Below are 25,221 nucleotides of genomic sequence, written 5' to 3'. Positions count from 1 at the left end.
CTATTAAAAAGAGGGGCGGAACCTGAACGGTTCCGTCCCTTATTTGTCTTTATTTACTGTCTGTGATTTCTACCGAGACGGTACCCAAAAGTCCGGCTGCCGTGTCTCCGCGGTATTGGGTCGGGACGGAGAGATAGTAGTTGGCTGCCGTGTTATGTACCAGCACTTCTATCTCATTGTCTCCGACTTTTACATGGTCTGTTATATCGAATTGCCAGGGGGCTATCAGCTTCAATCCGGCCTTTTTGCCGTTTACCCGAACTTCGGCTGTCGAAACGACTTTGCCGAGGTTTAAAAATGCCTTCTGGCCGTCTTTTAGTTCCGTCAGTCGGATACTCTTACGGTACCGGGCACCACCGGAATAAGTGGATATACCTTCTATCTGCGACCAGTCGCCTATGGAGATCAGCCCCTCTCCGCATATTTGTTTGATCGGGCCGTCTATGGCGGCTCCTCCTGTGTTACCCCACTCTTCTTCTATGCGGATAGCTACTGTGGATATCCGTTTGTTGGGGGTCGCGATTGTCGCTTCGTAGGTGGTGCAACCGTCCGGCCGCTTTCCTGTCGTGGTCAGCGGGCAGGCTTTTCCATCTACCCAGACTTCGGGCTTTCCGAAGGCGGAGAATACGAACTTTTCGAGTCGCGGAGCCGATGTGAAGCGGTATTGTCCGTAGGTCGTCCTTCTGGTTGCCCGGGTGTCGAACGGTAGTATCGACAAATCTCCTCTGAAGTTCGTTGCCAACGGTTTTTCGGTTGTTAGTTCTTTAATTACACGCGGGGTGTCGCCTTGTTTGCGTATGACACACCAGGTCACGCCGAACGTATCATAATGCAGTACGACTTCGTTCGGCCCTTCGTTCAGGGCGATGCCTGCCGACAGGTCTTTTATCCGTTTGCCGTTGATATAGACGGCAGCCGGCTTCAGTTCTCCGAGTGAGAGTTGGTACATCCCTGCTTCCGGAGCCAGTATATTGGAATAGAGATAATAGTTTTTATTGCCGCTCGGATCTTCTACCCGTTTGGTTTCCCTGAATTCCTGTTTGAGTTCTCCCAGGCGGATAAATTCATCATGTACGGTTGCTTTCAGACCGTGCCATCCCTGATGGCCGTAATCGTTCTCTACTCCCCAGCGCCAGGAGTATTCATAGGGTTTCCACCGGTGTTCTTTGTTATCGGCAACGACACCGGCGGACGTTCCCGGCAGATTGCTGAAAATAAGTTCTTCCGACAGATCAGGAGTCGCTTCCAGCAACATGAAACGGGAGCCGAATGTAAAAGTTTGGGCAGTCCAGTCGCTGTCGTCGAAAGAGGGGGATTGCCAGCCATCTGTCGGTGTGAAACTCTGGTTGTAACGGGCTTTATAGATATAGGCACCCAGCATTTCCGGGGTGGCAGGCCAATGGAAATCACCGAATTCATTGTTCAGGCTGGGCTTGAGTTCGAATGACCATTCACCGTCGAGAACGACTGTTTCAACAACTTTGCGTTCTGCCGGTGTGGAGATCGTTGCTTTTTTTGTCGGGTCGAATACAAAAAGGTGCAAATCCTGTTTGTTGAGCGGCATACGGATACAGGTACCTTCACCGTTAACGGATGAGGCGGATATTTCACGGGAGGTTCCAGTCCACGGATCCCATAGTTCTATGCTACCTGTCGCACGGAAAAAGCATTCTGTATCTTTCGGTACGTTATAGACGGCGTAGAGGTCTTTGCCTGCTATTTTCCGGTGCATGATATAAGGTACTTCCTGGTTATCCTGTTGGGAAGTAATGCGGAAGTCGCGGGTGAGATGCGAGTCGAGCATATGAAGCACCTCCTGGTTATCGGCTGCGATAAAGGCATTGTTACCAGTTGTTTTGAATAGTTTGTCGAGTACTGTTTTTACGCGGGCGTCATTCAGCCCTTTCTTTTCCGTTGCTTCGGGCAGATCACCCAGATTGATGACGATACCTCCGTTTTGTTTGAACTTCAGCGCCTTTTCCAGGGAAGAATGGCGGATGGCTTTCATAGAGGGGATAATAAGGACTTTGAACTCTTCCCCGGAGATATGGAGTTTCCCGTTCTTGACAGTTGCCTTATCCAGCGATTGGTAATCCATAAAGTCGAAGTCGATACCTTTCTTATAGAGATAGTCGCCCAGGCTGAATGCCTTTTGCACGGACTCGTTACCGTATCCGGCCACTACCGGTTCTACCGGGTATAGGAGCGCAATATCAGCCCGGTGATGTCCCTGGGAGAGCACATAACTCAGACGTTCGGAACATTCCAGTAACGGCCCCATTTGCTCCCAATAGGGCATGTGGGTGTGATTGCAGGGCGGAGCCCATTCCCACCAGCCACCTACCGTGCTGTAATAGAAACCATGCAGGCTGAGCAGGTTCTGTCCCATCGCGAAATTTGAAAAGATCGCGTCGGTGACACTGGCCGTATTGCTATCCCATTTACTGCTGTGGAAACCTTCGAGCCATACCCTGGGACGCTCGTAAAGATGGGCGATGGAAGAGGCTACTTTATTCTTGATAATGTCTTTCGAGAAGTCGGGCTGGTCGCAACCCGGTGCCTGGTTCCATCGCTGGGTACGGAAGTAATCGCCAAACTCGCTCACATCCCTTCCGCGTCCGCCGTGGTCGCAACCGTAGATCAGGCCGCGGTCTTCGTGCCATTGGTATACGGGGATAAAAAAGTTTTCTTCGCTGAGGGAGACCATTACATCGTTATAATCCAACCGTATTTTCGGGGTGATCGAACCGATATCGGTAAAGAGGGCGGCGAGGTAGGGGACGACATCATATCCTTTCCGTTTCCGGAACTCGTCCCGGAAGACTGAATTCCATATACAGCCCTGCAGGTTGAAGTTCAGTTCGTCGGAGAAGAAGAAGTTCAGTCCGCCTTTGGATTGTTCGGGGAAACGGTCTTCAAACCGCTGGAAGAAATGTTTGACATAGCTTTTACCGGAGAGAGGATGCATCGGATCGAGCGAAGGTTTCTTCTCGGCACTGTACACCTGGGTTACGATCCATTTACCTTCCGGCGAATGCCATTGTATTCTGTTGTTTGTGAGTTCCTTGATCAGGTCGATACCGGAGTTTTCTATGATGTTACTGTCTGTTCCCAATCGATAGGCATATAGGGAAAGCAGGTTATTCCGGCATGTTTTATCGTAGTTTCCCTGAATGGTATCACTCTCGAATTTCAGTTCGGCTCCTCTCAGTTCCGGATTTTCGTTCAGTGCGTCATCCACATAAGAACCTTGTCCGACTCCCAGTGTGTAATCGCTGAGGCTGACGGTCATGCCCCGCTTTTTGGCTTCTCCCATAAACCAGCCGAACAGATCCCACCATTCTTCTGTAAAAAGAGCCGGACGGGACGGGAAAGTCAGGCCGTAACTGACTCCTCCTTTGTCTGAATGCGCATAATTAACTTGTAGGCTGGTTACCTTCTTGGCTGCCATTTGATCCAGGTGGTAGGTAAGATGCTCCCGGGTCAATGTATCTCCCATCCACCAGTAGAAGGGTACTTCACCGTATCCTTTAGGCGGCGTTGTAAAACCGCTTTTCAAATCTATTTTGGCAGAACGATCCGGATGTCCCGGAAGTAATTGTTTTACCTGGGCGGAAAGAAGTTGGGATAAAGCACATAAGGTTAAAATAAAGAGTTTTTTCATGGCTGATCAGTTTATAATCTGTAATGGAACAAAAGTACTTACTAATCAGGAGAGTAATGTTTCAATTCTGATATTATTGTTATGCATTTTGGCTTTATGCTGATCATAAAAGAAAAAGCCACCTTCTTTTATTTGAAGGTGGCTTAAAGTGTTGTTATCTTACCGGAAATTCGGTAATACGGAGCGTTGTACAACCGTAAGGTATCAGTTCGATCGTTTCTTCATCGCTGAAATCCATACCTTGTTGTGTGAAATAGGCGATAGGCCCGGCAGATCCCCGTACCAGTGTCCAGCCGTTTAACCGTTTTGCCTTTGTTTTAATGCGGACAGGGGCATTTTCTACATTCCACGGATAGGCAGGAACGGTAGATGACTTTTCTACGCTGAAAGCATCTTTAATCCGGTCTGCTGAAAGTGAACGGCCTGATAGCGCATAGTTCCAGGGAGTATCCGAAGTTACTTCGTAGTACCATTTGCCATATATACCGGCTGCTTTTTCTTCAAAAGATTTCTTTTCCCATTTCTCATTCATCTTTAGCGCATACAGCAGTGGGCCGCGTTCAACGACGGCACTGTTGTCATACCATCGGCTTACAGCTACTTCCATAGGAAGTTCCATACTTAAGACATCACCGTTTTTCCATTCCCTGTTCACTCTTGCAACAGCACCCGGATAGGTGTCGGCGGAAATGACTTCACCATTCAGCTTGATAACAGGTTCCTTACACCAGCCTGGTATGCGGATATGGAAAGGGAAGAAGGCTTGCTTTACCTTTTTGTCTGCAAAAGAGACATGGAAACGGATCGTTTCTTCAAAAGGATAAGCCGTTTCTTCCTTTATGTTTACCTGGATGCCATTGGCTACTTTAGCGGATACCTGAGAAGGCGCATATACCAAGGCCGCAATTCCGTTGTCGGCTGTCGCATACCATAAGTTCTGGACAAACTTAGGCCAGCCCTGGTGAAGATTAGAGGTACAGCAGGGGTAACCGGTTAGTTCACCGAACAATATATCGGTATCTTCGTGAGGGGTGGAAAATTCTCTCCAGTCGCGGGTTACAGCTACCTGATTGGTTTGCTGATAATACTGGCGAGCGGAATAATCGTCGGTTACCTGTGTGGGTAATGCGTTATAAGTAACCCGTTCGAGATAATCGGCCCATTGTACATCACCTGTTATTTCCAGCATTTCTTCCAGCGAATACATCATCTCTACAGCTGTACATAGTTCGGAGCCGGCTGTCGGTTTTCCGAAGCGCAGTAACTCGTCACCTCCCCATAATCCTGTAGGTAGCCCGATCGTATTATGGATATCGTGTACCGCCTTTTTAGTGGCCTGTATCTGTTTCGGGTCTTTATTTTGCTGATAATAGACGATCGGTTCTTTGAAACCTTGTGCCAGATTGACGCAATGCAGACTGTGCTGGCGCGACAAGTGATCCTGGTTTAAGAAGATATCAGTCCAGTTAAACGTCTGTTTGTGGATGAGTTCGCCCAGATCGAGCAGGAATTTATCTCCCGTGATATTATAGAGCCAGTAAACGATCATCAGGTTGTCTCCACCACGTTGTTCGCCCCAGAATGTCCATTTTCCCAGCGGGTTTACGGGCAATTCAGCTAACTGGTATTTGAAGTATTTTGTCATGAAGTCTATCACACGGGTATCGTTTGTGGCTGTATAGTATTGTTGCATGACTTTCAACATAACCATCTTAGGCCACCAGTCGCGGGCATTATCACGCTGAAGTCCCGGTTCGTAGCTCCGGTCGGTATCCGGCTCGAAGTATCCGTCCGGTTTTTGTGAAGCCAGCGTCCATTCCACCCAGGGCTTTGTTTTTTCGATCAGAGCCTGATCGTTCAGTATATACGCCAGAGGCAGGAGCCCGTCGATCCAGTAAGGGCCACGTTCCCATACATCGCCATCGCCGCCAAGCCATCCGTTGCGGGAACCCATTACTTTCTCATAGACTTCGTCCAGATGGCCGGTCATCCCGTTTTTCATACGAACTAATTGTTCCTGCATCCAGCCTTCTGCTTTTATCGCTCCCAACGGTAACTCTATATAAGTTTTTTGCAACAAAGGCTGACGGTTGTTTTGATAATTCTCTGATACGGACACTTCTCCAACAGGGGCAGCCGAAGCGATCGCAATGGATGCGAAAGAGGCTATAAATGCTTTTGCTAGTATATTCATGATTATTTAGGTTAAGTAGTTACTCTTTATAGTCGATCCATACTTCCATCTTTCCGGCATCCCGGTTATCCCATGTGTAATAAGGAATTAAAGAGAGTTTCTGATCACCGGTGGTTGCTTCTACCGATTTAATCCCGCCCAACTTGCCGGGTTCATCTTTCACTTCGAAAGAGGTGGAGGCTGTCAGGTTGGAGTTGGCAAAGTTTTTAGGATTGTCGATTTCTTCCAGGCAATATACCAGCGGGCCACGTTGTACGGCTCGTTTACCGATATTCTGTTTTACACGCGGGTCGGCAGAAACGATCTCTACCGGCATTTCCATATTCAGGTCGATCCGGTCACCGGATTTCCAGTCTTTGATCACTGCATATCCCTTATCGGTCGATGCTTTTACCTGATTGCCGTTTACCGATAGTGTATAGTTTTTGCACCATCCCGGGATACGGATGCGGAGTTCTTTATTCAATGGCTGTGCAGATGTAACCGTTAGTTTAACCTGTCCGTCCCACGGGTAGTTAGTCTCCTGTTTTAAAGTGACCTCTTTATTATCGACCTGGATTTGTGTCGTATTTCCCATATAAAGGTTTACCCACAATGCTTTGTCGGAAGTTCCGTAAATGTAATTGCCGATAGAAGGCAGGAAACGGGAAATCTGGCTTGGACAGCAGGCGCAGCCGTACCAGGCTTGTCTGTGGTGGTCGCCTTTCGACTCCAGCGGGTTGACATAGAAGAAACGGTCTCCGGCCAGGGATACACCGGCTAATGCTCCGTTGTACATGGAACGTTCCAGCACATCTACGTATTTGGAATCGCCCGTGAACTGGTTCATTCGTTGGTTCCAGTAGACCATACCGACGGATGCGCAGGTTTCGCAATAGGCATCCAGGTTCGGCAGATCGTAATCTTCGGTGAATCCTTCGTTGTGTCTGGAAGAACCGATACCACCGGTCACATACATATTGCGCAGGACTACATCGTCCCATAAGCGATCTAGTGCAGCTACATAGCCGGTATCTTTCTTTAGTGCGGCAACGTCGGCCATTCCGCAATAAAGATACATGCAACGAACGGCATGGCCGGAGATATCTGTCAATTCCCGGACAGGAAGGACATCCTGATAATAAGCAGGATCCCATTTGCCTTCGTCTCCTTTGGTTCCATGCCCATGGCCTCTTTCTTCCAATAGCCAGTTCGCGAAATCGAGGTATTTTTGCTCTTGGGTGGTTTGATAAAGTTTTACGAGTGCCAGCTCTATTTCTTCATGCCCCGGAACCCAATGGCGTTTGCCCGGGCCAAATAAGCTCATCATATGGTCTGCCATCCGTGTACTTACATCCAGTAGTTTCCGTTTTCCGGTAGCCTGGTAATAAGCTACAGCAGCCTCCATCATGTGTCCGGCACAATACATCTCATGTTTATCCATATTTTTCCACCGTTTATCCAGTCCGGTCAGTGTATAATATGTATTGATATATCCATCGGGTTGTTGTGCCGCAGCGATCTTATCGATCCACTCGTCAGCCTTCTTCTCTAATTCCGGGTTCGGGTTATTGATCAGGCTGTAGGCTATTCCCTCGAGCGCTTTATAAACATCCGAGTCGTCAAAAAAGATTCCGGAATGTTCTCCTTCCCCTTTAGATGCATTGACGAAGTTCTGCATACGGCCTGTTTGATTTTCTATCTGATCGATGCAAACGGGCAGTGTAGCCGAGATATGCTTGCTTAAGCGAGGAGACCAGAAATTGTCTTGTATGTGGACATGGGAGAAGTCAATTTGGTCTATCATTTTCAAAGGGGGCTGATCTGCTATTTGTTTTTGTTCGGCACATCCCCATAAAGCCAAACAAGCTAGAGACAATACGAAATACTGTTTCATGGTCTTAAATTTAATGTTATAATTCACAACTTAGTTTCTTCAATGAAGGAGAAGAAATTACCTTTTTACCGTCAACGCTCTGCCTATATTGGCTTCGCGCATAAACAGAAAGTAAAGTTACATAATCGCGTGAACAAATAAAGGATTGCTCCTGATTATTTAATAAATTGGCCAAACCCGTTAATGTCATGGATGTGGCGTACGGCCAGGATGGGCCATTCCACTGACACTCATGACTGACCGTATCAGGAGGTCGTACCAGACTGCATAAGAGTAACGCAATGAATACAATATATTTATTCATGGAAGCAATAGAGTTTAGTGCTCCCCATCTTTTGTATGGATGGGGAGCCTGTATTAATGTTAGGTATTTATGGATTGTTTACTTGTAGCTGGGATTCTGTTCCAGGTTTGGATTAGAAGTCAACACCTTTTCCGGTATAGGAAATACAGTTCTATAATCCCCTTGAGGTTTGTGTGATAGCCAACTTTTCTTGGTAAATACACCAAAGCGGATGGCATCTCTTCTTCGATGCATTTCCCAGGCAAATTCCCAGCCTAACTCATCATACATTCTGCCAAACTCAACAGGATCGGTGTTACCCTTATCGACAATCTTGTAGTTTTGTACGGTTCCATACTGGTAAGAGGAGTTTTCTCTTAGTTGAGCATCTGTTACAGCTGCCAGTTCAGGATTGTTTTTAAAAGCCCGTTTACGAACTTCTGTTACCAGTGTACCTGCCCCCGATTTTCCCGAACGTAACAGGCATTCTGCCTTCATCATTAATATTTCAGCATAACGGAATATGGGGACATCTGTACCGGATGAACTTTGTGAGCCTTTGGCCACTTCGAATTTATTCATACGATATCCTTCCATTTCACTGGTGTAGTTTCCATCCGGTAAGTCTTTGGTATAAATGAGAGGTTCTCCCATTTTGTCATAGGTACCGTATAAGGTGGAACCGTCGGCTGCAAGTTGCTGTCCCATCAACCAGGAATCTGCCAAACGGGAATCTTCCACATTATAGGTATCGATAAACTGGCTGACTCCCATTGCAGAACCGCATCCCCACGGAGTTGCTTCCGTTTCATATTTTTTCTTTAGTTCGCCGTGCCAGGAGAACATAAAGATACTTTGTCCTCCTGCCAGGTTTTCATCAAAAGGTATTGTGAATATAACCTCTTTGGAGTTTTCTACACCTGTTGTACGGAAAGGATCTTTATAGTTTTCCGACAATGCGAACCGGTTGCTGTTGATGATGTCATCGCATTGTTGGATACACTCATCCCAATGGGTTTCATTTACATAAACATTCGCATTCAAATATACATTGGCGAGAAGAGCTTTGGCTGCCCATTTGGTCATTCGACCGTAATTATTGCCATTTTGTTCTTCATTCAATGAAGGAATAACTTCCTGCAGTTCTTTAACGACAAAGTCAAAAATTTCTTTGCGTGTGTTTTTAGCAGGCAGATCCATTGCGGTAGTGACTACTAACGGAGCATCACCGAAATTATCACATATTTGCCAATAGTAATAGGCTCGCATGGCTCGTAACTCGGCTAATCCTACTGTTTTTTCCGCATCAGAAGGAGCAGGAAGTACTCCTGTTTCAATCTGTTCGATTATTTTGTTGCAAAGTAAAGCTCCCTGATAGAACCAGGACCAAATGTTTTTAACATGATCCTGCTCAGAGTTCCATGTCTGATAATGCATACGCCGATAGACTCCACCGTCATCCCATCCGGAAGCATTTGGCGGCATAACGATGGCATCGGCTGCTACTTCCTGAGCTGCAAAATATCCCCAGTGATCGGTGGAACTGCGTAAATAACTGTAAATGCTGGCCACAGAGGGGACAAAATCTTCAGTTGTATAATTGTATGTTTGTTCAGTGATCTTGGAATAAACCTTTTCATCTAAATCGTTACTGCAGGATAAAATGGAGCCTGAACAACATAGTGCTAAAAATAACTTTATATAGGTTTTCATATTTATTGCGCATTAAAATTTAACGGAAACTCCTAAAGTATAGGTTCGTGTAGACGGATAACGGTTTTTGTTATCCACACCAGGATTCAGTCCACTGATACTGACTTCCGGGTCGATACCAGAATAACCGGTGATAGTTGCCAGATTGGATATCGTTCCATAGAGTCTTAGATTCTTGATCCATGAATTAAACTTAAAAGTATATCCTAAGGTTACATTATCGATTTTCCAGTAATTTCCCTTTTCAATATAATAGCTGACATACTGTAGTTCCTGATCGGCTGCCAAAGGTACTTTTCCGAATTTTTTATCGAAAGCGGCACTCAGGACATTTCCTCTGGCTAACATAACCGGAGCCTCATACTGTAAGCGTGGCATATTCAAAATATCAAAACCGAAAGCACCACGCATCGTTACGTTAAAATCGAAGTTTCTCCATGATAACGAATTGTTCCAGTTCAGATAATGCTTGGGAAGGCCGTTACCGATGATTTGTTTATCTGTAGGCTGTTGTTCTGAGATTGACTTGGGGTTACCGTCCGCTCCTTCAATGATCCAATGGCCGTTTTCATCGATATCGATACTCTTATATCCCCAGAAATTACCGATAGGCTGACCTTCCTGAATACGGTGGGTAGTTGTCTGCAAAGGTTCTCCTGTTGATCCCTGGTCAGAATAACCACTTGAAATAAATTGGTCGTTTGACAATGACAACAATTCATTTTTATTTGTAGAATAGTTCATGGATGTTGTCCATTGGAAATCTTTTGTCTGTACGGGAATCACTGTGACGCCAACTTCTATACCCTGGTTTCTCATTGAACCGGCATTCGCCACCATATTGGAGAATAAGTAAGGCGGGGAAGGAACGTCATAATCCCATAATAGATCTTCTGTCTTACGATTATAATAATCGATATTACCGGTGATCCGGTCATTCCAGAAGCCGAAGTCTAAACCGACATTGATCTCTTTCTTCTTTTCCCATCTCAGATCGGGGTTGGCATTTGAATCCGGTCGGATAGTCTTGATCCATTCATTGTTGTAGTAAACATATGTACCAAAGTTCAATGTGTTTAGTGACATGTAGGGATCAGTCGGCACTGTACCTGTTACTCCGTATCCGGCACGTAATTTCAAGATAGACAGCGCATCTATATCCATTAAGAAGTTTTCTCCTTTTATATTCCATGCTGCGGATACAGAGGGGAAATTACCCCATTTATGATCGGCTCCAAACTTGGTAGAACCTTCATGGCGAATACTTGCGGCAAACATATATTTACCTTTGTAGCTATAGTTCAAACGACCGAAATAACCGATCAGTTTACTTTCATTAGCCTCTGAGTACTCAGTTCCTCGTCCATCTTTTAAAGCCTGGCCTGTCCCCATATTGTTGTATGTATAATCGTCAGAAGGGAAGTTGAAGTTCTGCATATAGAAATTCTGATAATTTGTCTTCTGCCAACTATAGCCCGCTAGCAAGGTGAATGAATGATCTTCCCACAATGTTTTTCTCCATTGAGCGGTTAATTCGGATAAATCTTCCGTGTTCCGTGTTGCGCCACGTGAAGCATACCCGTTTTTACCATCCCGCCAGCTGGATTTATGTTTTTGAGTCTCATAATATCCTCTGGTTTGATTATAAGTGTTTGAAGAAAACAGATATTTGATATCTAATCCTTCGATCGGTGAATAAGTCACATTGGCAAACATTTTTAAGTTTGTGGCCTGGTTTTCACCTTCTACTTCATTTAATAGTGAAACAGGGTTGTAATATTCATTTTTAGAACTTTCGGAATAATTGCCTTCCTTATCATATACAGGTGTAGTAGGATTATATATCAACGCATTTCTATATACTTCACTGTTATAACTGCCACCATCTGAACCGGAAAAATAAGTCTGTTTATATCCACTTAAACTGGCATTCAGTTTTAGTTTGTTGTTAAACATCCGGTGTGTTACTTCAATACGCGGATAGAACATCTGGTTGTTTGTCCGCTTAATTAAACCGTTCAGCCCTCTGTATTCGAAACTGGCAACATAATTTGTCGTACGGCTGCCACCACGTAGATTGATATTATAAATCTGTGTAAGGGGAGTTCGGGTAATTTCATCCAACCAGTCGACAGAAGCACCGTCGTCCTGACCGCCCGGCCATCCTTCCTTAACGCGCTGGCGATATTCTTCCGCGTTCATAAACGGAAGGGTCTTTGTTATCTGCTGGGTTGAAATGTATGCATTAACATCTACCTCTGTCGGCATTTCTCCATTTGCATTCTTGGTGGTGATCAAAATAACACCGTTTGTACCGCGTGTTCCGTAGATAGCTGCAGCCGATCCGTCTTTTAATACATCGATCTGTTCTATATCATCGGGAGATACCGAATTTAGATCACCCGGGATACCATCGATCAATACTAGCGGGCTGGCACTGGCTTTTAAGGTCGTGATACCACGCAGTGAGATTTGTGAAGTCGATGTTGGGTTGGCATCCGGCATGATAATGCTTAAACCGGGAACCTGGCCTTTAATTAATTGGGCAGCATCTGTCGTTGGAGTTTTAACAAAATTATCAGACTTGATTGTGGAAATAGAACTGGCAACTTCTCCTTTTTTCTGTGTACCGTAGCCTACTACTACAACCTCATCAATGCTTTGCATATCTTCGATCAAACTAATGTCTGCCGATTTATTATTATTGATAGCAAACTCTTTTGTCAAATAACCGATGTAGGAGATTTGTAAAACGGCACCTTGTGGTACTTCCAATGTGTATTTCCCGTTAAAATCGGTGACAGTTCCTGTTGTGGTGCCTTTTATAACGACATTAGCCCCGATAATGGGTTCTCCATTGGAGTCAGTAACCGTACCCGTTATTTTTCGGGTTTGCTGATTGATGAGTTCCGATTTGTCTGTACTCTTGTTCTTTAATAATAAAATGTACTTATTATCGAACTCGTAGGAAATGTCGGTTCCTTTAAAAGCTTCATCCAGATAAGAGATTATTTTACCGGACTTTTTGTGTACGGTAATTGCACGTTCAGTATCAACTTCCCGGTTCCTGAATACAACCAGATAATCTGTTTGCTTTTCTATTTGGCTGATAAGCTGACCGATGGAAAGTACGTCTGTTTCAAGTTTTATAATGGTATTTTGTGCCTCTGAATTGACAGCGACCATTTGAAACACACAGGCGAAAAGTATAAACAGTGATATTTTCATGATTCTGTAATATTCTTTAATGTGTTTATGATCTACAGTAAAGAGTGGTAACAAAGCTTTTCTTTTCATATCTTTGCTGAATATTAGGTGAATATTAAAATTAACTACTTGATGTTTACTTAGTTTATTAACGGCGGATGTTACAGCATCTGCCGTTATTTTCTTACATGGATTTTATCATAGGCATTACTATTTAGGGGTTATACATTTTATTTACTTAAAGTGATAATATTGTTTTCTTCGTTTTTCTCGATGTTAAATTTGTGTATCCTTTGGATCATACGGAGAATTTCATCGATTCCGTCACGTTGACGGAATTTTCCGGTGTATTCCCATTTGAATATGGAAGGATCTTTCACCTCTATTTTTACGTCGTAGTAGAGTTCCAACTTTTTAAGAATATCAATAAGAAGCTCGTTCTCAAAGCTGTATATGCCATCTCTCCATAAAAAGTGATCGTAATGCGGGATAGAACCGACTTTCATGATTCCATTCTTTATTGTTACCTGTTCATTCGGTTTTAGAATAACACCTTTCTTATCCGGCCGTGAAAAATAGACATGTAAGGAACCTTCTATCAGACTCGTCTGAATATCTTTTTCTCCGGGATAGCTGTGTACATTGAATTTAGTACCTAATACTTTCATATCTATTCCTCGTGAAGAAACGATAAAAGGTTTGTCCGCATTTTTGGCAACATCGAAAAATGCCTCTCCTTCAACGGATACCCGTCTCTCTTTATCAGAGAAGACGGCCGGATAGACTAATGTGGTCTGTGCGTTTAACCATACATCTGTCCCATCTTGCAATGTTAATTTAACCCGCTGACCGGCAGGTACATATAGCCTGTTGTCTGCAATAATTGAAGACATGGTTGACTGATGATTGACGGTAACCCAATAGGTTGATACTATTAATAATATTGCGATAGCGGCGCAACTTGCTGCATTTAATAATAGTCGTCTAATTTTTCTTGTTTTGATTTTAGTATTGAAGCGAATGTATCCGTCCTGATTTGCTTTTTTATCATTTACCTCGTTAGAGAGGGATAATAAAGCATACATATTTTTATACTCGATAAATTGTTCTTTCAATTTATGGTCGGATTCAACTTGTCTTAGCAATTTCAACCTTTCGGTTGCGTCAAGTTCTCCCTGGAAATATTTTCTTATTTGTTCGTCCATATGATCGGCTTGTTATAATGTAAACACCTATGCCGAAAAAATCCGCTAAAGGACGAACCCTATTTTTCTGTATTTTTTAAAGATAGAGGAAGAATATGAATAAAAGAAGGTGCTCTTTTAGTTCTGTTCTTAATTTTTTATAGGCTATACCTATCTGAGTCTCAACGGTATTGATTGATATATTCAATTCCGCAGCTATTTGTTTCTGCTTTTTCCCTTCTATTTTGCTCATAACAAATATTTCTCTGCATTTGGGAGATAAGCTATCGAGCGCACGCGTTATTAGTTTCTCAATATCCTGATCAGAGAATAAATTTTGATCGAATGCCTCTAATGAGTTCAGGTTCATTCGTAGTGTGATAAGATATTCTTCTTGTATCAGAGTGGCTGTTTCCTGAACGATTGTTTTGTGGCGTAAGTGGTTTAAGCATCTATTCTTGACTGTAGTGAATAGATATGCAACCAGGTTTATGTGCATAGAGAGCATTTCCTTCTTTTCCCAAAGTTCGGTGAATACATCCTGAACGATATTTTCTGCATCTTCTTCTCGTATAACATACTCCAGGGCAAAGTACTTCATTTTGGAGAAGTAAGAAAGATAAATATCTTCAAATTTGATATTTTCTTTTTGATCAGTCAATGCTTCTGTTGCCATAAGTTAACTTTGTTCTAGAAGAACTATTGTATTTTATTCAGTGCAAATATAATCTATTTATAGTATAAGTGGTTAATATTGTGCACTAAATCCGAGAATAGAAAAAAATGAATATATAGCAGAATAATTCTACTAAAATACCTATATAACAGACAATCAATATAATGCCGTATCGCTTAAGATTGAGTTCTTCTAGAACTATGTCTATTTCTCATCTGATTATTTCAATTCACCGAAAAGACAATTTGATAGATAATTTGTTTTGTACCTGTCTATATGATATGTTAAAAAATATTAGTCGCAATACTAATTTCATTTACCCGCTATATTAATCCCAATTAGTCGCTATACTAATGTCAAAATGATAGTTGAAAATATCGGGTTCATACTTATTACAGATCAGTATGAACCCGATAAAGATTAATAATAATTTTTTATTTAGAAGGATAGTTCCACTATGCTATGAATGGCGACAGGCGGAACGGGAATAATGTATTTTCCCTTTTCTTTTTTTATGGATAGTCTTTTTCCTTCCGGCTGAAGGACTGCCTTTTTTATAATTCTGTTTGTATTCATTACTAACTCGACGGAGCCTGTTGGTAGAACCGTATCGTAGACCGAGACCTGGTTGTTGTTATGTTCTCCGTCGATATTAATGATGTTGACAATCCAGTTATCCTCTTTTTGAGCTAATACAAGGTGCATACGGCCATTGCCTTCTAGGGTTGCTAATGCTTCCGGATGTAAGGTTCTTACTAAAGAATTGAAGATCGCAGCGACATTCGAAGAACGATTTGAGCGATAAGGTTCAGCCAGATCACAGTATATTGCAGCTATTTTCCCTTTTCCATAAGGAGCTATGGTAGCTACCGGATAAGATTCATTACCATAGTTCGGATCATCACATGTTTTGATAACGCCGAAAGAAACGACCTCTTTTGAAGGAATAACTTTTTGCCACCGAGTATTCAATGCCGCTGATTCATTATCTGCAAATAGGAATACATTGCTGTTTTGCGGATACTCTGTCAATTCGACTTTTATTTCATTTGCGAAAGCCTGGCTTGCCTCAACCCCTGAAATAAGCAGGTTTCCTCCATTCTCAACATATTGAAGGACGATCTTTTTCATCTCCGTACCGATCTCTGCCCATTCTGGTAAAACAACTAACGGATATTCGTTTATATGCTCTTCCAGGTAATGATCCATTAGTACTTCGACAGTCTGTCGGCCATCCAGTAACATATTTAATGTTTCTGCCATCCGCCAACTCTGTTCGCTGGTATATAAGCTTGATTGAGCTTTTTTCCAAGCATGTGTGGAATACCATAAGGCTATTTGTGGTATAGGTTTGCTATGATGACAAAATGTTTGTCTGTCACGACACCAGGAGGCCAGTTCTGCCATTTGATCAAAATAGATTGTTTTTAATGAACCATCCCTGTTTTGTTGATAATAAGTTTGAAAACCTCCGCCCATGGCGATCACTTCTGCTGCTTCCTGCTGTAACATAACCAGTGATTTGGAAGAAGGCAACCCCTGATTGTAGTTAAATCCCCATGACATTAAATCCCAGGGCTTTCCTTGTAAAGCCAGACAACGGGCTTCCCAGGCTGCACTGTATACCCCATTCCTGCCGGCTACATCACCGGAGAGAAAATCTACGGGAGTATCAATCTTTTCGGGCATCATGGATGAGTATGACCAGTTACTTGTTATCTGAAATTCGGGGTAAGCCTGATGTATGGCATCGATATATTTTTTCATATATATGCGGAAGGCTTTCCGGTTTAGTTCCAGAAACTCCTCATACCCTTCTTCTCCCTTTTTAGGCATTACTTTTTTGCCGGTTTCAGTGGTATAGAATTGTTGCATATACCGTGAGTAATCGGGTATGGCACTCCAGCAATCGCCGTCTATCCATGCTCCGTCAATATCTTTGGCCGCTATTTCTTTTAGTTGTGGGATCAGGAGCTTATCAGAATAGGGGCCGAAATAAGCAGCTTTGTCGCGGTCGTAAGAACCATCCTGATGAACAATGGCCCATTCGGGGTGTAATTGCATGGCACGGGTATCCCACACACCGGAATAATGCACATATAAGGCTACATGATGTTTTCTGGTTACTTTCCGGAATATATCCAGAATATCTTTTTCAAAACCGGGAGCCTGATTACCTATCCGGGTCGGGTAACTGGAATAACCGGCATGGCCTTTGCAATCGACCTGTATGTAATCAGGTTTAGTGAGGATAAGCAGGGAGTCGATCATCCCTTCTGTGAGCCTTTTACCAATTTCATGACAATCCATACCTGCATGAAAATCAAAATGAAATCCCAGGAAGCTTTCGCTCCTTCTTAATGTTTTCCCTGAATTTTCGGAAGGGCCGATCGTTGAGGGAGTATGGGCAGAAAGATTTATTTCTGTCAAGGACAGGACGAAGATAGATAAGAAAAGAAATAATTTTGTCTTCATGATATTGAGTTTTAAGGTGTTGCCTTTGATTATGAAATTCAGTATTTTCATATAAAAAAATTACCTGTCTTAAAGTAAGGCAGGTAATTCTTGGTATTTCCTATTCTATTACGAATGTAAGGTATAATATGTCTTTATCTTTCAGCAGTTCGAAAGGAGACGAGTCCGTAAGCTTCAATGGCAATACATATTTCCCTTTACCTAAGGCAGAAGCCTGTATAGGGATATTGAATATTCCTATTTGTTCCTTTTTAGGTATATCGACTGTCCACGAAGAGGCGGTATAGAAGCCTTCCGGAACTAATTGATATTCCGATTTCCCCGTAAAAGAGTCGTATAGAGATCTTTCTACTGCTGCAGATGCTGTTACCGATCCCCGATCCGGATTCCCGCTGCAATAAACGGATACCGGTATTTCACTGCCGGTGATCTTTGTTTCCAGAATGCCTGCTCTTGAGAAATATACGACCGGATCTTTATATCCGTAACCAGGCTCTTCACTGTCACAACCCGTTAATACAAACAGGCATACAAATATAGTATATATAAAATGTTTCATCGTCATTTAGTTTTATTATTCTGTCAAATCGATTACCAACCATTGTTTTGTTCCAGATTCGGATTTGTTTCCATATCGTTTCGTGGGATAGGCATAAAATACATTTTCTCATCAAAAACATAGGGCGCTTCGTCCACTGTATAACGTTCGTATGTCCAGCTTTTTCTCAGCATATCCAGTTGTTCGGTGAAAGATGCTTTTTTGTATTGTTCAGAAGATATGATATCTGAATTATTCAACAAGTTCAGATATATTTTCATGCCGGAGAATTTCTGTCCTCCGAGATGGTTTGTCGCTATTTTCCATCTCCGTAAATCCCAGTATCGCTTCTGCTCGAAGCATAACTCGATATAACGTTCGTTCTGGATGAATCTGCGAAGTGCTTCTTTACTGGCTTTGTTTTTTGCCGGTACTTCCGGATTCAATATGCCAGCTCTCTGACGGATTATTTTTAGTTGTTCACAAGCCCCGTTGATATTGCCTTGTTCATTTAAAGCTTCCGCATAATTAAGATAAACTTCGCCTAAACGGATTTCAATAAATGGAGTTTCGCTACCCCAACCATAAGAATAACCGTCTTTGGGTAGATCTTCTTTAATTACCTTACGGCAAAGATAAGAAGTAAGGGAATTGTGTGCGGAACCGGCAGCATCCTGGAATTCTCCTTTGGCTTCCCATGATTTGTATCTGTCTGCTTCCTCTTTGGGGAAAGAAGGATCGATCGTCCCCAGGTCGAAATAACTATATTGGGTACGGCCGCAATATTGTGTTTCATTGACAACCACAAAGGCATTGAGCCGGGGATCTCTGTTTGCGTATGGATTAGTAGGGTCATAGGTACTGTCATCTGCTATATCCAAGCCATTTATTGTTGGGAAAGCATCAACCAGCTCCTGTAGCGGCCCCCAATGAGCTGCATCCCCATTTGCGATACCAAGCGGTTTACACATGGCGTCTACTCCATTATATCGTTCAGGCATTTTGTAGTAGACTGCAAAGATATTTTCAGGTGACTGGTAATCCAGAAACAGATCACGGGCATTCTCTTTTAATTCGTATAGTCCGCTGTCTATTACTTCTTTGTTTAATTGGGATGCATTTTCCCAACGGGACATGTCTTGTGAAGTATTATACAATGGGCTGGCCCAGAATAAAAAAGCACGCGCTTCCATCGCTTTACAGGCTCCCCAGGTTACACGTCCGAAGTTATTGCTATCCTGTGTTTTAAATTCACTAAGGAAGCCTGCAGCTTTTTCATATTCTTTTGTAACGAAATCGAATATTTCGTCGACACTGGCTCTTTTGGGATAGAGATCTTCCGAGTCAAAGGTCTGAGGTTCCAAGATTAGAGGTACGCCGCCATAGCGGATCACCATCTTGAAATAAGCGGTAGCCCTGAAAAAAAGCGTTTCACCTTTCATCCTGTCTTTCAGTTTTTCATCCATTGTTACATCATCGATGTTCTGCAGTATTTCATTACATTTGCGGATATAACTGTAAGCCCAGTATTCCATCGGATTACTTTCCAATCCCCATTCTCCTTTTACTACATTCCATGCCTTATGTGTACGGTATCCGTTTCTGGCTTCATCCGTGAAGTCATTTTCTTCACGGCTCCAGCTGGGATATTTTGCATATAGGTTGTTTACATAACTTTCAACCAGAAGAGGGTCTTTCCAGACAATATCAGAGCCCATAGACTCCAGGTTTGTTTTATCAAACAGGTCGTTGCATGAAAACATGCAAACTGCGCTTAATAATAGAATATATTTTTTCATGATTCCTTCTTTATTTAGTATGTGAAATTGAGACCAAAGTTTACTGATTTCAGTTGCGGATAATATTGGGCGGAACCGCCGGTCATTTCCGGATCCATGATATCCAACTTATCGAACGTTAATAAGTTCGTGCCGTTAATGTATAATCGTAATCCATTGATAACTTTCGTTTTCTCTAATATCGATTTCGGGAAAGTATATGATAATTCAATATTTTTCAGACGCAGGTAGTTACCATTCTTCATCCATATACTCGATGCACGGTTGTTATTGCTGTTTCCTCCTACATAGGCACGCGGATATTTGGCTCCTGTATTTTCGGGCGACCATGAGCCGTCAGACAAATAGCTGTAATAGTTACTTGAGCCGTCGAGGAACATAGTAGTTCCGTATCCTTCCAGCATGATGGATTTATGAGCAGCCCCCTGGAATAAAGCTGTCAATTCGAAACCTTTCCATCCGCATGCAAGATTGAATCCGTAAATAATTTCAGGAATTGAGCCGTAACGGTCTACAACAATCAGGTCATTTTCATTGATCATTCCATCACCGTTTACATCTGCATATTTAACGTCACCCGGCTTTTGGCCTCCATTGAACTGCTTCGGCCACGCATCGATTTCATCCTGTGACTGGAAGATGCCGATCGCTTTCATGCCGACAAGTCCGGCATAAGGACGGCCAATTTTCTCCGTCGTTTTATCCATTAATGATACTTTTCCACCGCTGGTACTTAATGTATGGGTAAATGGCCTGCCAACGACTTTGTAATAATCCGGAGTACTTTCACTCTCATCAAACTTGATTACTTTATTGCGGACGAAACTGAAGTTTCCACCTACTTTATAAGTGAATTCGCCAATCTTATGTGAGTGGCTGACCGCTATTTCTATCCCTTTATTATCCAGGATACCATAGTTGACGTCAGGCAGGGTGGCTCCGAATGTTTCCGGAATCGTCCTGATCTGAGGAGCTAAGATGTCTTTAGTTCTTTTGGAGAAGAAGTCGAGTTCAAAGCTCAGTAAGCCTTGCCATAACATACCTTCGAGCCCGACATCGAAAGTGGATGATTTTTCCCAGGTGATATTAGGGTTAGGGAATAAATCTTTGTAAACGGCAATACTGTTGGTATTTTTCCCACCTATGGTTGCTACATCCGAATATACAAATTCAGACATGTATTGCCATAGTTTTACCTGGTCGTTACCTAATGTTCCGTATGAGGCTCTTAACTTAAGATTATCGATAAAGGAGAAGTTGTCTTTAATGAACGCTTCGTTAGATATTCTCCAAGCTCCGGAAACTGAAGGGAAGAATCCATATCTGTGTCCTTTGGGGAATGTAATGGATCCGTCGTAACGGAAAGAGGCTTCAACCATATATCTGGAGTCGAATGCATAATTAATACGTCCGACCAGACCGTTGCGTGCCCACTCATTTGCTTTGCCTGCGTTTGTTTTATCTGCATCGCCACCGGCAGAAAGCTGTGGTACCGAATTGGAAACAAAGTTGGTGCGGAAAGCAGAAAACTCATTGCCTTTGGAAGACTCTTGTTCATACAGGAACAGGAAGCCTACATCATGTTTACCGAATGTGCGGTTGTAGTTTAAGGAGACATTGTAAGTATAACCGTCACCCTGATCGAATTTTTCATCCAGCTTCGTTTTCTCTCCTACTACTTTTGTGTTCGTGATATCTCCGTTCTCGTTAACGTCATACATCGAGTATGGAATAAAGAACTTCTTATTATACATATAGTTTTTGCCATAGGAGAACATCCCTCTAGCCACCAATCCTTCAATTCCGGGGATTTTGTAGTCAGCTTTAAAGGTAACACGGAAATCATTGTAAGTTTCTTTATTATTACCCGAACTGTGAACCATTTCCGGTAAGTGTTCGCCATTTGTGTTGGCTGGTAAACCGTTCGGGTGATAAGCCGGAAGTGTCGGATTTTGACGAGCTACGTAATGAAACAGATCTTCTGCTTTCCATCCCGGACTATTGTAAGTTCTGGTACTGGCATCTACATCGGCCGAGATGGTGAACCGTTCGGTTACCTTCGCATCGATGTTGGAGCGGAAATTGTATTTCTTGTAGTTGAAATTGTCGATCAGGCCATCTTCTGAATGGTGTCCTAAAGAAACAAAATATTTTACTTTTTCCGATCCTCCCGATAAATTGAGGTTCGCATAATACTGAGGTGCTGTTTTATTGAATGTCTCTTTATACCAGTCTGTTCCCTGTCCACCTGTTCTGAAGTTCTCCAGTTGTTCCTGAGTAAAAATACGGTTATCGTTAGGGCTGACACCATCCATCAGGTATGCCTTGTTACGGGTAGAAGCCCATTCATAAGGGGTAGCCAGATCTGGGTAACGTGTTACGTTTTTCAGTCCGTAATAAGTATCCAGTTTTACGGAAGGTTTTCCGTCTTTTCCTCGCTTGGTTGTTACCAGGATAACTCCGTTAGCAGCGCGTGCACCATAGACGGCAGCTGCTGCTGCATCTTTCAGGACGGAGATCGTTTCAACCTCATTCGGGTCGAGATTGCTGAAGTCACGTTCTATACCGTCGACGATTACCAGCGGATCACTATTATTCCAGGTTCCTTGTCCACGGATCAGAAGTTTGGAACCGGAACCAGGTTTTCCGGATTCGTTTACAGCGATCAAGCCGGGCATCTGTCCAACCAAAGCATCACTTAAATTCGATGTTGCCGCTTTCTTAATATCGTTTTGTGCGATTGTAGCAATCGCTCCGGATACACTGCTCTTTTTCTGTACACCATATCCGACAACTACGATCTCATCCAGATTCTGTGTGTCTTCAAGGAGTTTTATATTAAGAGAGGTATTGTTTCCTACTGTGATATCCTGAGTCAGGTAGCCGATATAAGAAACCTGGAGCTTTGCTCCTTCCGGTATATCCAGGGTAAATTTCCCGTCTATATCCGTGATTGTGCCGATAGTTGTTCCTTTTACCGATACGTTGGCTCCGATAATCGTTTCACCTTTTTCGTCTGTAACTACTCCATTAATGGTACGTCCTTTTTGTTGGATAGAAGGAGAAGTTTCTTTCGACTCTTTTTTCATTAGCATGATATTTGAACCTTCCATAGCAAAAGCGATATCTGTCTGACTGAAAGCTTTATTCAGGACTTCAATAACTGTTTGGTTGGTTGCCTGAATAGTTACTTTACGATTTAGGTTCACTTCATTTTTGTTGTATACAAACAGGTAATCTGTCTGCTTTTCGATCTCCTGCATGAGCTCCTGCGTCGAAATATTCTTTGCGACAATAGACACTCTGGTTGTTTGTGAAGTCGCTTCCGTTGCAAATACCCCGGATACGAAAATAAAGAGGTACACGAAGACTAATTTCATAATACGGAATGTGTATTTAAAATGTGGTTTAAGTGGGATAAAAGAATCCCCGTACAAAATATTTTTCATACTTTTGTAAACTGTGTTAGTTAATACTTAGATATTTAAGGAATGAAGTCGGGTATTGACTTGCTCTAAACCGGGAAGTGTTCGAGCACTTTCCGGTTTTTTGTTTTGTTCATGTCTTTTACGTCATAGGCTAACTGTTTTTGTGATTAATTTATTTAATGGTGATCAGATTCAAGTCATTGTCTTTTATGTAGGTAAACTTGTTACTTAACTGAAGAACTCTCAATACATGTTCGACACCATCTTTTGTCCTGAATTTTCCGGAATAGCGGTTTTTGAGTAATTTTTCATTCTGTACATCGATCTTTACATCATAGTATAATTCGAGTTTGTCTATCATTTTGCCGACCGGTTCGTCATAGAAACAGATCAGACCTTCTTTCCATAAGAAGTAGGTTTGATGTTCAATCACTCCTTTCTTCAATATCCCGTTTTCAATATATGTGCGGGTATTGGGTTCCAGGTTGATCCTGGTATTTGTTGCAGGCGAAGAGACCTCGACAGCTCCCTTTAATAGGGAAGTTTCAAAGACAGGAGAAGTAGAGTAAGCTGTTACATTGAATTCCGTACCCAGTACCTTTATATTGTATTTATCGGTCTTAACGGTGAAAGGCTTTTCTATGTCTTTGGTCACTTCAAAGTAACCCTCTCCATCTAATGTAACATCACGACTGCAAGCTGTGAATTTATCGGGGAAGGTGAAAGTCGTTTTTGCATTTAACCATACTTTGGTACCATCGGTCAATGTCAGTTCGGCCCGTTGGCCAGGTGGAACGAAGATTGTTTGCATTTTTGCCGGGTCGATTGTACCTTTATTCATCATAAATGAATATAAGACGGTGAAAGTAATCAGGAAGATGGCTGCTATCTTGGAGAATTCGATGGAAGCAGATCGTAATGTCCATCGTTTATTACTCCCGGCAACAAAAACGGGCTCTTGCTCCTGCTGCCAGATAGATATATCATATAATTTGCGCTGGGCAAGAAATTCTTTCATGTTTTTCTTGTCAGCATCCAGCCAGCGGGCAACATCTTCCTTTTCTTCCGATGTTGCTTCACCTGCAATATATTTATGTAGTGTCTCCTGGTTCATTTACTTCTTTTTATGGGCATGTTTTATGCCCCGTTACTATTAAAACGATTCATAAAGTAATAACCCTAGTGTGTAAATGAAGATTTATTGGAAAAAGAAGAAGAAATAGAAAAGAGGAAGATAATCTTTCAGATTCTCCCGTAGTGGTTTTAAAGCTTTAGTGATATGATACTCAACACCTTTTACTGTTAATTGGAGCGCTTCGGCTATTTCTTTATTTGTTTTGTTTTCGAAGCGGCTCATTTCGAAAACACGCCGGGTTTGTTCCGGTAAACGGGCTAAAGTAGTTGTGATGATCTGTTGTACCTCGGTAGAGAATATGTCTTCGGGATTGCATGCTTCCAGGGTAGAGATGCGGATATCCAGTTCTCTTTGTTTCATGTCTGTCAGCGAGTGAAGGGCTTCGGTCTTGATCGCTTCGTGCTTCAGATGGTCGAGCGATTTGTTTTTTAGTGTGGTCAGTAGTAAAGCTTCAATGTGTTCGATCTCCTTTTCTTTCAATATTTCCCATAATTTGATCAGGACATCCGACACAATATCTTCGGCAATACATTCATCATGTACATAGGATTTTGTGAACAGAAAAGATTTTCTGTAGAATTTAGTGTATAAAGTATTGAAATTATGTATCTCAGTCCCGATCATCTTTTCTCAATAGTCGTTTGAGGGCAAATGTAGGGAAAATAAACAAAATTCAAATCTCTTTAATAGAATAATGATAATAATGATACTGATTGATAAAATACAGAGGAAAAAAATAGTAGCATAATGAAACCGGCTCCGGTAAGGTTAGGGTCAAATAAAAGAGTGTTGTCGGCGATAAGTTGAGAGGGAATATGCGCCTTGTTGAGTGCAAGACGCGGTATTCGGAGCCGGCTTCATTACTACTATTTTAGTATTAATTAAATGTATACGTAACTCTCACGAGTTAGTTCGTTAATTCTTTTTCAAGGGATTGGCCGCTGCCGTATCCCGGATGGTCGATTCGGTGTAGTGGCCGGTGGCAAGATGCATGGAACAACTTGCCACGGCGTTTACACTTATAGAATCCTGTTTGAAGGATGTTTTTT

General features: G+C 42.6%; 13 protein-coding genes. All 13 read right to left on the bottom strand.

Annotated features, from left to right (window positions below):
• Window positions 1-49: 49 nt before the first annotated feature.
• The 13 genes from HMPREF1212_RS21045 to HMPREF1212_RS20985 all read right to left on the bottom strand — a co-directional run bounded on the left by HMPREF1212_RS21045 (window position 50) and on the right by HMPREF1212_RS20985 (window position 24,796).
• Window positions 50-3,664, bottom strand: coding sequence for a glycosyl hydrolase (locus tag HMPREF1212_RS21045; protein ID WP_046150968.1), 3,615 nt, complete (start codon window positions 3,662-3,664; stop codon window positions 50-52).
• Window positions 3,665-3,818: 154 nt separating this feature from the next.
• Window positions 3,819-5,858 (bottom strand): beta-L-arabinofuranosidase domain-containing protein, encoded by a 2,040-nt coding sequence (locus tag HMPREF1212_RS21040; RefSeq protein WP_046150967.1) that lies wholly within the window; start codon window positions 5,856-5,858, stop codon window positions 3,819-3,821.
• A gap of 19 nt (window positions 5,859-5,877) precedes the next feature.
• Complete coding sequence (locus HMPREF1212_RS21035; RefSeq protein WP_046151275.1) at window positions 5,878-7,734, bottom strand: glycoside hydrolase family 127 protein; 1,857 nt, start codon at window positions 7,732-7,734, stop codon at window positions 5,878-5,880.
• Between the two features lie 382 nt (window positions 7,735-8,116).
• Entirely contained in the window at window positions 8,117-9,730 is a 1,614-nt protein-coding gene (locus HMPREF1212_RS21030; RefSeq protein ID WP_046150966.1) for a RagB/SusD family nutrient uptake outer membrane protein, read from the bottom strand.
• 12 nt (window positions 9,731-9,742) lie between these two features.
• Window positions 9,743-12,958: a SusC/RagA family TonB-linked outer membrane protein gene (locus tag HMPREF1212_RS21025; RefSeq protein ID WP_046150965.1), complete on the bottom strand. Its 3,216-nt coding sequence runs from the start codon at window positions 12,956-12,958 to the stop codon at window positions 9,743-9,745.
• Between the two features lie 209 nt (window positions 12,959-13,167).
• Entirely contained in the window at window positions 13,168-14,142 is a 975-nt protein-coding gene (locus tag HMPREF1212_RS21020; protein WP_046150964.1) for a FecR family protein, read from the bottom strand.
• Between the two features lie 76 nt (window positions 14,143-14,218).
• On the bottom strand, window positions 14,219-14,797 hold the full coding sequence (locus tag HMPREF1212_RS21015) for an RNA polymerase sigma-70 factor (RefSeq protein ID WP_046150963.1): 579 nt from the start codon (window positions 14,795-14,797) through the stop codon (window positions 14,219-14,221).
• 438 nt (window positions 14,798-15,235) lie between these two features.
• Complete coding sequence (locus HMPREF1212_RS21010; protein WP_046151274.1) at window positions 15,236-17,272, bottom strand: beta-galactosidase; 2,037 nt, start codon at window positions 17,270-17,272, stop codon at window positions 15,236-15,238.
• Between the two features lie 100 nt (window positions 17,273-17,372).
• Window positions 17,373-17,831: a DUF1735 domain-containing protein gene (locus tag HMPREF1212_RS21005; protein WP_157317087.1), complete on the bottom strand. Its 459-nt coding sequence runs from the start codon at window positions 17,829-17,831 to the stop codon at window positions 17,373-17,375.
• A gap of 32 nt (window positions 17,832-17,863) precedes the next feature.
• Entirely contained in the window at window positions 17,864-19,609 is a 1,746-nt protein-coding gene (locus HMPREF1212_RS26430; protein WP_082099955.1) for a RagB/SusD family nutrient uptake outer membrane protein, read from the bottom strand.
• Between the two features lie 14 nt (window positions 19,610-19,623).
• Window positions 19,624-22,989, bottom strand: a complete 3,366-nt coding sequence (locus tag HMPREF1212_RS20995; RefSeq protein WP_046150961.1) for a TonB-dependent receptor — start codon at window positions 22,987-22,989, stop codon at window positions 19,624-19,626.
• 220 nt (window positions 22,990-23,209) lie between these two features.
• A complete protein-coding gene (locus HMPREF1212_RS20990) occupies window positions 23,210-24,151 on the bottom strand; it encodes a FecR family protein (RefSeq protein WP_028730051.1) in 942 nt (313 codons plus the stop codon).
• A gap of 84 nt (window positions 24,152-24,235) precedes the next feature.
• On the bottom strand, window positions 24,236-24,796 hold the full coding sequence (locus tag HMPREF1212_RS20985) for an RNA polymerase sigma-70 factor (protein ID WP_028730052.1): 561 nt from the start codon (window positions 24,794-24,796) through the stop codon (window positions 24,236-24,238).
• Window positions 24,797-25,221: the final 425 nt, after the last annotated feature.

It is taken from the genome of Parabacteroides sp. HGS0025 (assembly GCF_000969845.1).
GTDB classification, from domain to species: Bacteria; Bacteroidota; Bacteroidia; order Bacteroidales; family Tannerellaceae; genus Parabacteroides; species Parabacteroides gordonii.
Note: the sequence above shows the minus strand (reverse complement) of the source record. Positions and strands in the feature narration are given on the sequence as shown.

Coding starts and splice junctions, on each gene's coding strand:
- HMPREF1212_RS21045 (WP_046150968.1), bottom strand. CDS start 3,664: ATGAAAAAACTCTTTATTTTAACCTTATGTGCTTTATCCCAACTTCTT.
- HMPREF1212_RS21040 (WP_046150967.1), bottom strand. CDS start 5,858: ATGAATATACTAGCAAAAGCATTTATAGCCTCTTTCGCATCCATTGCG.
- HMPREF1212_RS21035 (WP_046151275.1), bottom strand. CDS start 7,734: ATGAAACAGTATTTCGTATTGTCTCTAGCTTGTTTGGCTTTATGGGGA.
- HMPREF1212_RS21030 (WP_046150966.1), bottom strand. CDS start 9,730: ATGAAAACCTATATAAAGTTATTTTTAGCACTATGTTGTTCAGGCTCC.
- HMPREF1212_RS21025 (WP_046150965.1), bottom strand. CDS start 12,958: ATGAAAATATCACTGTTTATACTTTTCGCCTGTGTGTTTCAAATGGTC.
- HMPREF1212_RS21020 (WP_046150964.1), bottom strand. CDS start 14,142: ATGGACGAACAAATAAGAAAATATTTCCAGGGAGAACTTGACGCAACC.
- HMPREF1212_RS21015 (WP_046150963.1), bottom strand. CDS start 14,797: ATGGCAACAGAAGCATTGACTGATCAAAAAGAAAATATCAAATTTGAA.
- HMPREF1212_RS21010 (WP_046151274.1), bottom strand. CDS start 17,272: ATGAAGACAAAATTATTTCTTTTCTTATCTATCTTCGTCCTGTCCTTG.
- HMPREF1212_RS21005 (WP_157317087.1), bottom strand. CDS start 17,831: ATGAAACATTTTATATATACTATATTTGTATGCCTGTTTGTATTAACG.
- HMPREF1212_RS26430 (WP_082099955.1), bottom strand. CDS start 19,609: ATGAAAAAATATATTCTATTATTAAGCGCAGTTTGCATGTTTTCATGC.
- HMPREF1212_RS20995 (WP_046150961.1), bottom strand. CDS start 22,989: ATGAAATTAGTCTTCGTGTACCTCTTTATTTTCGTATCCGGGGTATTT.
- HMPREF1212_RS20990 (WP_028730051.1), bottom strand. CDS start 24,151: ATGAACCAGGAGACACTACATAAATATATTGCAGGTGAAGCAACATCG.
- HMPREF1212_RS20985 (WP_028730052.1), bottom strand. CDS start 24,796: ATGATCGGGACTGAGATACATAATTTCAATACTTTATACACTAAATTC.